This is a genomic window from Endozoicomonas sp. SESOKO4 (assembly GCF_024606275.1).
Window position 1 is genome coordinate 1 of the sequence record NZ_JAHHPS010000021.1, and the last position, 11,442, is coordinate 11,442.

The 11,442-nt window shown below is 46.9% G+C and carries 10 protein-coding genes; 9 read left to right on the top strand and 1 reads right to left on the bottom strand.

Annotated elements, in window-relative coordinates; all coding sequences use genetic code 11:
- From rlmKL to KDK16_RS00330, 5 genes are all read left to right on the top strand, one after another.
- A partial coding sequence (rlmKL, locus tag KDK16_RS00310; protein WP_257274185.1) for a bifunctional 23S rRNA (guanine(2069)-N(7))-methyltransferase RlmK/23S rRNA (guanine(2445)-N(2))-methyltransferase RlmL occupies nt 1–966 on the top strand: 966 nt, incomplete at its 5' end.
- Nucleotides 967–2,090: 1,124 nt separating this feature from the next.
- On the top strand, nt 2,091–3,575 hold the full coding sequence (locus KDK16_RS00315) for an oligopeptide:H+ symporter (RefSeq protein WP_257274186.1): 1,485 nt from the start codon (nt 2,091–2,093) through the stop codon (nt 3,573–3,575).
- A 241-nt stretch (nt 3,576–3,816) separates the two neighbouring features.
- Nucleotides 3,817–4,533, top strand: coding sequence for a hypothetical protein (locus KDK16_RS00320; protein ID WP_257274187.1), 717 nt, complete (start codon nt 3,817–3,819; stop codon nt 4,531–4,533).
- Nucleotides 4,534–4,620: 87 nt separating this feature from the next.
- Nucleotides 4,621–5,568, top strand: a complete 948-nt coding sequence (locus KDK16_RS00325) for a hypothetical protein (protein ID WP_257274188.1) — start codon at nt 4,621–4,623, stop codon at nt 5,566–5,568.
- Nucleotides 5,569–5,680: 112 nt separating this feature from the next.
- The gene (locus KDK16_RS00330) at nt 5,681–6,493 is read left to right on the top strand and encodes a hypothetical protein (RefSeq protein ID WP_257274189.1); all 813 of its coding nucleotides are present in this window, start codon (nt 5,681–5,683) and stop codon (nt 6,491–6,493) included.
- A gap of 68 nt (nt 6,494–6,561) precedes the next feature.
- On the opposite strand, the gene KDK16_RS00335 is transcribed toward KDK16_RS00330, so the two are convergent.
- Nucleotides 6,562–7,047 (bottom strand): hypothetical protein, encoded by a 486-nt coding sequence (locus tag KDK16_RS00335; protein WP_257274190.1) that lies wholly within the window; start codon nt 7,045–7,047, stop codon nt 6,562–6,564.
- A gap of 84 nt (nt 7,048–7,131) precedes the next feature.
- Between KDK16_RS00335 and KDK16_RS00340 the strand changes: the two genes are divergently transcribed.
- The 4 genes from KDK16_RS00340 to KDK16_RS00355 all read left to right on the top strand — a co-directional run.
- Nucleotides 7,132–8,376, top strand: a complete 1,245-nt coding sequence (locus KDK16_RS00340) for a lipoprotein-releasing ABC transporter permease subunit (RefSeq protein ID WP_257274191.1) — start codon at nt 7,132–7,134, stop codon at nt 8,374–8,376.
- Nucleotides 8,369–9,064, top strand: coding sequence for an ABC transporter ATP-binding protein (locus tag KDK16_RS00345; protein WP_257254160.1), 696 nt, complete (start codon nt 8,369–8,371; stop codon nt 9,062–9,064). The genes KDK16_RS00340 and KDK16_RS00345 overlap by 8 nt, the downstream gene beginning before the upstream one ends.
- 207 nt (nt 9,065–9,271) lie before the next feature.
- The gene (locus KDK16_RS00350; protein WP_257254159.1) at nt 9,272–10,636 is read left to right on the top strand and encodes a M17 family metallopeptidase; all 1,365 of its coding nucleotides are present in this window, start codon (nt 9,272–9,274) and stop codon (nt 10,634–10,636) included.
- 507 nt (nt 10,637–11,143) lie between these two features.
- A partial coding sequence (locus tag KDK16_RS00355; protein ID WP_257274192.1) for a hypothetical protein occupies nt 11,144–11,442 on the top strand: 299 nt, incomplete at its 3' end.

The following is an 11,442-nucleotide window of genomic DNA, read 5'->3' on the forward strand; positions in this document are numbered from 1 at the left end:
ACCTATATTTCTGAAGGGGCCACCATGTTTGCCAACCGCTTGAAGAAAAATTTCAAGCAGATGAGCAAATGGGCCAGAAAAAACAACATCGACTGCTATCGCCTCTATGATGCCGACATGCCCGAATACTCTTTAGCGGTTGATGTGTACCGTGACTGGGTGCACGTTCAGGAGTACGCAGCGCCCAAATCCATTAACGAAGAAAAAGCTCAGGAGCGCTTAATCGAAGCCTTGGCAGTGACACCTGAGGTACTGAATATACCGGATGAAAACATTGTCCTGAAACGACGCGAGCGGCAATCAGGTTTCAGTCAGTACGTCCGGCAGGACGAACAGAAACAGCTGATGGAAGTAAAAGAGGGCGGTTGTCGTTTATTGGTTAATCTGAATGATTATCTGGATACGGGTCTGTTTCTTGATCATCGCCTGATGAGAATGAGGCTGCAGAAAGAGGCTGAAGGCAAGCGCTTCCTCAACCTGTTCTGTTATACCGCCACAGCCACTGTTCATGCTGCCATGGGTGGAGCTGTGTCTTCTACCAGCGTTGATCTCTCCAATACCTATTTGGACTGGGGTAAAAAGAATCTGGCCCTGAACGGTCTGAGCGAGCGCCGTCACCGGATGGAGCGAGAAGACTGTCTGAAATGGCTGGAAAAAGATACCGGCGAGTACGAACTGATTTTTATGGACCCTCCCACCTTCTCCAACTCCAAGAAGCTAAAAGGTGTTTTTGATGTTCAGAAAGATCATTTCAGGTTAATTGAGCTGGCAGCAAAAAGGCTTAGTAAGGATGGTACTCTCTATTTCTCTAACAATTTTAGAAAGTTCAAACTGGATGCGCGAGTTGAATCAGAATTTCTTGTTGAAGAGATCACTCATCAAACCATTGATCGAGATTTTCAACGGCGTAAAGGGATTCATCGAAGCTGGAAGATTATGAAAAAAGAAAATGGCTCTGCTATTTAGGCATTGGTCCTTTCTGGTTTGCCTTTTCCAGCTCCAGGAAACTTAAAGGTGATTTTGATATTCAGAAAGATCATTTCAGGTTAATTGAGCCGGCAGCAAATCAGAGTTACACTTTCGAGCCATGCAAGCGACAACGGGGTTTGAGGCGTCTTACCCTGTCTTCTTGGGCAGCTAATCAGGAGCTGAGGAGTATGAAGCTGACTTCAAGGCTAGCGGTGTCAACGATTCTTGTGCTCGCATTCGGAACTGTTCAGGCACTGGATCGGAAAATTTATTTTATAAGAAACTATGATTCCGACCATAGCGTGTCTTACTCTTTCAAGGCTGGGTCAGACAGCTCTTGCATGTATGGGGTGTATTCTCCGACGACTGACTCAATGCCATCAGGTAGCTTAGGCATTAGCAAACTTGGTCTCCATTACAAGAATCTTATATTTACAGAATGTTCCACTGGCGATAAACCGCGATATCAGGATATTGTCATATCCCGGGATACCCCGCCCAAGACGACCGCTGTCGTTCGGTGGCATATGCCAGTCTGTGACTTCTGTGGACCCTGGGCTGAGACTAAATCTGATCCTGCCAACATATTGCAGTGTCCCTTTGATCATTATGGAGATGGCACCGATGTAATGCTGGTTGTGGGTCAAAATGTGGCCGGTTCAGGTGGCAGCTGCAGACACAACAATTTCCGGGATTGACAGTAAACAGTTTGTGATTGACTTATCGCTGGGGGCTCTGTGAGGGTGATTTTCACCGCAGAAAACGGATTCGTCGAAGCTGGATGATTATGAAAAAAGTAAATGGCACTAATATTTAGGCATCAGTCCTGTCCGGTTCACCGGTATCTACTTGTCTGGCTGTGAAAATTACCGCTATTGGAAACGTTTTTAATAAGACTTAATTAAAAAAGGTCTTTGTACTGACCCGCCAAAAATTCAAAGTGAGAGCTCTCAATAAGTTTATTAATAACAGAAAATGTTTGTTTAAGTTTATTGAAATTTCTCCCGTCTCCGGAGTCTGTCGAGCTTATTGCGCTTGAGGTTCCTCGATCAGGAAGATCGAACAATACCTGAAATACAGACATTGACTGACGAACATCGGAGTTAAAGGATAGTTTTTATATGCAACAGTCTTTAAACGTTCTGAAACAGCCCAGGCCGTTTTATATGATCTTTTTTCTAGAGCTATGGGAGCGTTTTGGCTACTACGGACTTCAGGCTATTCTGGCCGTCTATCTGGTTCGTGAACTGGATGTTCCGGAGTCTGAGTCGTTTATTATCTTTGGTGCCTTTAATGCTCTGGTCTACGGCCTGGTAGCGCTTGGTGGTTTCCTGGGCGACAAGGTATTGGGTACCAAGCGGACCATAGTGTTCGGTGCCCTGGTGTTGATGACTGGCTATGCCATCATGGCCGCAGCGGGCAACGACATGCAGATGGTTTATCTTGCCCTGGCCACTGTCGCAGTGGGTAATGGCCTGTTCAAGGCGAATCCTTCCAGCCTTCTGGCCAAGTGTTATAAAGAAGGTGATAGTCGTCTGGATGGCGCCTTCACCATGTACTACATGGCGATCAATATAGGCTCCTTTATTTCTATGCTGACTGTACCTTATGTGGCGGACCATTTCGGCTGGAACGTGGGCTTCATAGTCAGCGCATTGGGACTGTTGGTGGCTCTGGCTAACTATTTCATCATTCGCCACTGGGTAGCCGGTTATGGCTCTGAGCCTGACTTTAAACCTCTGAACTACAGGAAGTTTGGACTGGTTTTTGTCGGTGTTATTGCTGCGTGTTTTGCCTGTGCCTTTGTTCTGAACCATCTGGTTATTGCCAATGTCCTGTTGGCGATGGTCGGGAGCGGTGTGGTAGTGATCTTCCTGAAAGAAATTCTGGGTTCTGCCGGTGTTGAGCGTGGCAAGATGATTGTTGCTCTGATATTGATGCTGGAAGCGATTGTCTTCTGGGTAATGTACTACCAGATGCCGACCTCCCTCAACTTCTTCACCATTCATAACGTTGAGCATGTTATTTTTGGTTTTGAAGTTAACCCGTTATCCTTCCAGTCTCTTAACCCATTCTGGATCATGGTGGCCAGCCCGATATTGGCTTACATTTACAACCGTACTGGTGTGACCGGAAAAGCCATGAGTATGCCGGTCAAGTTTGCCATGGGTATGGCCCTGACATCAGTGAGCTTCTTGCTGATTCCTCTGGCTGCCCGGTTTGCCAGTGCCGAGGGGCTGGTTGCGCCGGGCTGGATTGTTGGTACTTACCTGGCTCAGGCGCTGGGGGAACTGCTGATCAGTGGTCTTGGTCTGGCGATGGTAGCTCAGCTGGTGCCTGAGCGCATGCATGGTTTCATTATGGGGGCCTGGTTCCTGACGACTTCGGCAGCCTCAGTAGTGGCTGGTTATGTAGCGGGCTTAACCACTGTGGCTTCTGGTCAGTCAGCGACCGCATTGGATACTCTGCCGATCTACAGCCATTTCTTTGAAGTCATGGGCCTGATTTCAGCGGTGGTAGCCGTAATCATGTTTGTGACGGCACCTAAACTGAACAGGTTGATGAACCCGGTAGAAAAAAGTCAGGTGAAACCGGCAACAGCCTGATTGCTCTGACATTTTGGTGTTATGAAGAGGCGACTGTTCAGTGAAGGTCGTTTTTTTCAATGGTTTCTGGTTTCGTTTTCTGTCGGGAACTTTCTGTGGTGTGAATACTCCAATCAGGGGAACTGACTGAAAGTGATCAGGCGTTTTTGTGATTTACCTGAACGCTGTAAAGAGTCATTGTAGCTGATGATTTTTTTAATCTTTCAGTTTATCTGGATAAATAAGAAGGGAGGCTTATTCAATGGAAGCGACATCATCTGGCAGCACAAGTTGGGCTATGCCTGAAACAACTGGCTTGGTTTCAAAAATTAAGGTTGATGAGGCAAAGTTTAATCAGTTGGACTGTCGAATTGTCGGCGACGAGAAGCTGATGGGTTTTTCATTAAAATTGAATGATGGTTCAAAAAGGAAAGTGAAACAAAACTATTTCCGTGGTCTGGTATATCGTTACGATTCAAGACCATTAGTAGAAATCAAAGAAGCTGGAGGGTTTTATCCTCGCATACCAAGAGATAAGAATCATCGAGTTTTGGTTTCTGAGGTGATTGAGTATACCGGACTTTTTGATTTAAATCCCGTTGTATCTAATCAGACCACCGGTATTGTTGCTACGTCTCAATCAGTGAGTTGGAATAATGGCTTTTTGAGTCAAGACTTGAAGAAATATCAATACATGATTGACACGAAAATGGACAACATTCGAGGTCTTGATCCTGATTATTTTCGAGCAGGTGAGGCACCATGTTATGAAGTGTGCTTCGAGGACCCGTTACCCTACAACAGCATTGTCGGTTATTTTGAAAATCAAAACCATGAAGTTTTTTATTTAAATAATGAATATCAAGGCAGCTTTAGCTGGAATGCGGAAGATCTTGTTCGTCATTACAAAAGTTTACCTGTACAAATCTATTCTTCATTGAAAAGAAGAATAAATAAGAGTTGTTGTACAGTGCAATGATTAGGTCTGTGGAACCATTTAGTGATTATGCGGTCAAATAAATTATGAATCGGAAAGGAATTCCGTAAACCAAAGGGGGTTTTGTATATGAATAGTTTGATGAGTACTGTGAACGTTACTAACGGATTGCACATAAAACCGGGCCAGAAAGACACGAGTTCAGAAGTGGTTAGCCATCAAAGCAATAACATCATCGGCAGTAAAACTTACAAAACCTCATTTCCTGAAACACCCATTACCCAAAGATCTGCGACAGCGGCGGTAAACTTTCCCAGCGTGCCTGCCAATCTCTGTCAAAATGACATCAATACTGACGGGCAAAACTTCCAGTCCAGGCATATCTGTGGCCCTACCTCAGTGGCCAATACTCTGGCGCCATTGCTGGGCATTACCGGACTTGAACATCAGCATGCCCTGGTAATCAGACTGGCTGAAGCGTTTGGTATGAATGAGAATGTTGAAAACGGTATCGGTCCTATTGAGCTGATGGCCGGTGTCCGTTCGTTTATGGAAAAAAATTATCAGCTGACACCAGACATTCGTTACTACGGCTGGCGGGCTGAGTATGCTTCTGCCAAATCATCGTTTAACCATATACATTCCAGGCAGCCACCGAATCAACAGCAAATCATTGAAAATATCGGGATATCAGACGGGGCCTGGCTGAATATCGGTTTTTACGTTTACGATGAGAACACCGCTGAATACAAACGAATCTCGGGGCATTGGGCAACACTGGCAGGATGTGATAGCAATGGCGAATTGGCAATTCATGACCCTGCAGGAAGAGCACATACTGCAGCCTGTCAGGAAAAAAATCAGAGCGTTACCATCCTTGATGCTGGTCAACTTAACGACAGAAACAGAAAACGTAGTGCAAAAAACGTTCTCTGTCTGACCCGGTCATTCAAACTGCCCATTGATCAACGGGGCATTAATACTGCCATTATTGATGGCGTGATTTTTTTTCGATGCAGGGATAACTTGGCCGGAAACAATTTCCCCTTGCCCCCATCGAGTGTACTTATTGTTTGAATCCAGTGTTACCTGTACTGACTAACTGGTTAATGCTTTATGTGGAAGCAAATGCTTAACTACTGGATTGTTTAATTCCAATAAGTCAGGTAAATCATTAGGAAATTGTTTTATGGATGCCAGATTTTCGCCCCGAGAACGCTTATCTACTGAAAGCCAGAGCTTCTCGGCACAACCAATGGGTGTGGACAACTCTGCACTCTGCGCTTCTTCAGGCAACGCCAGCTCTCCTTATTCGCCCGTTGCCGCTGCGGAAGTAGAACCGAAAGTAAACAGAAAAATAGCTGATGATGCAGATTTTTATTATATCTGCGATTCTTCCATGGGATATCGCTGTGAACGTACCCTGGAAGAGCGGGATATTCAGGCACTTGAATCATTGTATCCGAACCTTTTTGTAAAGGTGGATAATGCTATTGATAGAGCACTTAAAACGGTCGATAAAAATGAAGAGTGTCTCATTTATTGGGTTTCGCTCGATATTGAACATTTTCAGCTCTATCCCGAAGCATTACAACCAATAGCAGAATATCTCTATAATCAATTGGAAGAAGCACCCTTCTCAGAAAATAATCAAAGATACGGTTCGGGCTTTAATATTGAAGTAATGCCGTATGGATTATTCAAAAGTAAGTTTTTCAGTATTAAGGAAAGTATTAATGGTGATCAACAATTATTTGTTGATCACGACGGCTACAAAAACATGCTGGAAAATAAGAAGCTGGTCTCCGCTTTCCATGATCTTACTTTTGGTGATAAAACCCCTGAGGAAAAAATTGAAACTTTGAAAATGATATTTCCTCCAGATCAACCGGATGGCCAACAAGTTACATTTGAGGAGTTTCGTATGAACGCGCTTGCGCTCATGGGCGACGATTTTAAGCAGGCCCAACAACGTGCTGTTGAATCGGGTATGGATCCATAAGGGAGCTGATACTCCCCGAATTTTATAAATTCCTCAAGGCATCTGTTAGCTCATGGCTGTTCGTCAGCTCACGGCTGTCTAACTGACGATTCAGTGGCAACAGCGGTTGGCTCGGCTTTTTGGAAGTTGGGGTGCACAACCGCTCGCAGAACCGTTTTATCTTCAAAATAAACGGTCATGTCCTGGTATTGCCACTTGGTAATAGCAGGTTTTCCGACCGTTTCAGAGACTTCAGGTGATCCCAGACGATCCCTGACGGACTCCATGCTTTGACCTCTTTCCGGCAACAGAACCGTGCTGCGAAGTTCAGCCGACTGACTGCCAACGGGTACTGCAATCGAGTCACCGGCTTCTGCTGCAAAAGCATTCAGATTGAGGCTGCCAAGACCCAACAAAGTCATGGAAAGGGCTAATGACGGTAGTGATAATAAATGTTTCATGACAGGCATATTTTTCTCGCTACTTTCTTTTCTTGCTACTTTCTTACTTTCGTGGGTCGGGTGCAACAGCTCTGCTGCCCTGATTATCGTTCTGGGAAACTGTAGCTTTTGCAAGGAAATGCAAACAGCCTTATTCGTGCCGGGCTGTTGGGGTTATAATAGCGAACTTTACAATCATTGGCGCCTCATAAAATCTAAATGTTCAGACCATTACCGTTTTTTGTCGGCCTCAGATATACCCGGGCCAAACGAAGGAATCACTTCATTTCCTTTATTTCATTGATGTCAATGGTTGGGCTGACCCTGGGGGTCTGCGTTCTGATCATTGTCATGTCTGTCATGAACGGTTTCGATCGGGAACTGAAACAGCGCATTTTGGGTATGGTTCCCCATGCTACCATTACTTCGGCATCCGGCGGCATGCAGGATTGGCAGGATATTCTTGAGCAGGTCTCTGCCCATGAGGGGATTGTTGCCGCTGCTCCCTTTGTCGATGGTCAAGGTATGCTGACCAGTGGCAGCGAGGTTCGGGGAGCGATGCTGTATGGGATTGATCCGGCCTTCGAAAAGGAGGTGTCTATTGTCGATCAGAATATGGTGCAGGGATCTCTCGACAATCTGAAAGCCGGCACGTTTGGCATAGTGCTGGGTGAGATCATGGCTCAGTCCCTTGGGGTGACGACCGGTGATAAGGTTACCATGGTTCTGCCTGAGGCGAATGTGAACCTTGCGGGTGTTTTCCCCAGACTCAAACGTTTTACAGTAGTCGGTATCTTTGCAGTAGGCGCTGACGTGGATGGCAGTCTGGCCTATATCAACATTCAGGATGCTGCCCGATTCATGCGAGTATCGGAAGGTGTTGAGGGCATCCGTCTGAAAATGGAAAACCTGTTCGCTGCCCCCAAACTGGCTTGGGAGGTGGCTGTTCAGCTGCCGGGGCGTTACTACGTGCAAGACTGGACTCGTACCCAGGGGCAACTGTTTCAGGCGATCCAGATGGAAAAAACCATGGTAGGCCTGCTTTTGACGCTGATTGTTGCCGTAGCAGCATTCAATATCGTCTCTACCCTGGTGATGGTGGTGACTGACAAGCAGTCGGATATCGCTATTCTGAGAACACTGGGAGCCAGTCCGAAAACCATTATGGGTATCTTTATGGTACAGGGGTCTCTCATTGGTATTGTGGGAACATTATTGGGGGTTGTGCTCGGTGTGATTGCCGCATTGAACGTTTCTGAAATCATTTCAGCTCTTGAGTCCTGTCTGGGTATCCAGTTCCTCAGCCCGGACGTTTATTTTATCAGTTATCTGCCTTCTGAATTGCAATGGTGCGATGTTGCTGTCATCAGTATTGCAGGTCTGTCCATGAGTTTCCTGGCCACTTTGTATCCCGCCTGGAGAGCCTCTAAAACCCAGCCAGCAGAGGCACTTCGTTATGAATGAGTCCATCAACGCCGTATTAGAGTGCAGGGCACTGGCCAAAAGTTTTGATGAAGGCCCTGAAAAACTGGAAGTATTGAATGACTTAAACCTGGTGATCGGTCCTTCGGAGAGGGTCGCGGTGGTTGGCAGCTCTGGCTCAGGGAAAACGACATTACTGCAATTGTTGGCCGGACTGGATCGTCCTTCTTCGGGTGAAATCAGAGTCTGCGGCCATGAGCTGGCAACGATGAAAGAAGCAGAGCAGAATGAACTGAGAAATCGCCACCTGGGCTTCGTCTACCAGTTCCATCATCTGTTACCTGAGTTCACCGCTCTGGAAAATGTCTCTATGCCGCTACTGCTGAGAAAGAAAACACCCATCAGACAGATCAGGGAAAGAGCCGAACAGTTACTGGATGCCGTGGGGCTTGGGGCAAGGGCCAAACATAAGCCCGCAGAATTGTCAGGAGGAGAACGCCAGCGCGTAGCCATTGCCAGAGCCCTGGTTACTGAACCTGATCTGGTGTTTATGGATGAACCAACGGGTAATCTTGATCCTAATACAGCAGAAAAAGTGCATGATTTGATGGCCTCTCTCAGCAATGAGTTCAAGACCAGTTTTGTTGTGGTAACCCATGACATGAATCTGGCCAGACAGATGGATAGAGTCTTCCGACTGGATTCCGGAACGCTGATCATCGCTTCTTAAGCCAACCTGTCAACAGCCCGGAAAAATTATTCTGCTGTTCCAGATGGGTTGTGTCCACTGGCATGGTTACTGCGGCTTTGATAGCATGGGGCAAATGGCAATATTGTGGTTTGCCCCTGCTTTTGCTAGCAAGCCATCTCGATACTGAGTACCATCTTTCTGTATTGTCGTCTTTCAATCCCTCATATTCCCAATTGGTAGAGATCTATGCATTCCTATTTGCTGGCTGGTGACCACGGTATTCCTCTGACTCTGGTGGAAACTTCAGATTATGATCGCTGGTTTGATGAGCAGTCAGAACCTCTACAGAACTGGCTGACCTGCACAGACTTCAAAGGAGAGGGCATCAGTCTGATTCCCGGTGAAGAAGGTGTCGTGGATCAGGTTATTGTCGGTGTTGAAGATCTGTCCAGCCACTTTATCTGCGGAAATTTGGTCAATCAGCTGCCAGCTGGGGACTACAAACTTCAGGGCGATGAAAACCTTCTTAAACTGGCCGCATTTAGCTGGGGGCTGGGTGCTTATCAGTTCGACCGCTACAAAAAAACTGAACAGAAAGAGCGTCCAAGATTGATTCTGCCGAGGCAGGCAGAGGTTTTAGAAGCCGAAAAATTTGTTAAAGCGATGGCCATTGTTCGTGATCTGGTGAACACTCCGGCTGGCGATATGATGCCCGAACATCTGGGTGAGGCCGTAGAAAAGCTGGCCGAAGAGTTTGGTGCCAAAGTCAGTCAGACGGTAGGTGATGAGCTGTTGACTCAAAATTATCCCACCATTCATGCGGTCGGGCGCGCCAGCAGTCACGCACCACGGCTGATTGACATGACCTGGGGTGACGGGAAGCATCCCTTGATCACACTGGTGGGTAAGGGCGTCTGCTTCGACAGTGGCGGTTTGGACATGAAAGGTGCAGACGGTATGCGTCTGATGAAAAAAGATATGGGCGGTGCCGCTCACGTCATCGGACTGGCGCGCCTGATCATGGACTTTAACCTGCCTGTTCGTCTGAGAATGCTGATTCCAGCCGTTGAAAATGCGGTTGCCGGAAATGCCCTGCGTCCCGGAGATATAGTGAAAACCCGTCAGGGTTTGACGGTAGAAATTCACAATACCGATGCCGAAGGTCGTCTGGTTCTGTGTGAAGCACTGACGGAAGCCAGTACCGAAAATCCTGACATGATTGTCGATTTCGCCACTCTGACCGGAGCCTGTCGTGTGGCTCTGGGTACTGAGGTGGGGGGCTTTTACACTGACGATACGGCCCTGGCCTGTGAACTGATGCAGGCGGGTGACAAAACGGACGACCCAATCTGGCGCATGCCCTTGCACAAGGACTACAGGTACATGCTCAACAGCGAAATCGCTGATATGACCAACTGCGCCAAGGAGCCTTATGGAGGGTCTATTACTGCAGCTCTCTATTTGCAGGAGTTTGTCGGCAAGGGCATTCCCTGGGTTCACTTTGATATCATGGCCTGGAATATTCGTCCTCAGCCCGGTCGCCCGCTAGGTGGAGAAGCGTTTGGGGTTCGTGCCGTGTTTGAAGTACTTCAGGATCGCTACGGTCAGTAATCAAATTCCCGTTGGCGAAAGCCACTCCTGATTGCAGGCAGTGGCTTTTATTATGGGTGGGTGTGTTCTGGCTGGCATTAAAATTACTATATAAAAATAGGTATTCGAAAAATTCTTCTGCTCTGCCACTAAGCCAATTCCAGTAACCCTATCGATTTGTATGATGACTTTGTCACCCCGAGTTTGACGTCTACAGTTCTCTGCTGAATATTCGTCATTACAACCGCATTCGACGATTCAGGCGAATCTCATCGGGGCCAGATAATCACTTTACTGAAACTCTGAGATCGTCCCTGAGTTCATCGCTTTTCTCAAACCGGGTATGTCGACAGTCGTCAGGTATAAAACATCGGCGTTTCAGTAAAATTTCAGCACGTTTGTCAAGAATGGGAAAATCCATGAACCATTAACTTTTCGTTCCGTGCCCCTTTTTCTCTCGTCTATCCTCACTGCTCCTATTCATAGAAAACAAAGGATAAAACCATTAAAAGTTTACTCCTGCACGTATTGGTCGTTGTGCCTTTCGTTTGCCCGGTTGAGCCGCAGACCTACCGTTTTATCGTTCAGGTCAACCAGAATGGCGTTTCGACAAGCCAGAGTTTTTCTATCAAAACTGAGCCGGGCACATTATCTGCAATGCCAATGACCGATGGGAGGCTGATGCCAAATGAATCATCACACATTACCCGCACAAACGGATATTCAGGTTCAGGCACGTTACCCGATGACAAACCCTGTAGGCGAAACAAACTTCAGATCATCACTTTGATGTACGGAACGGGCGGCGGAAACTATTCCCGGACAAC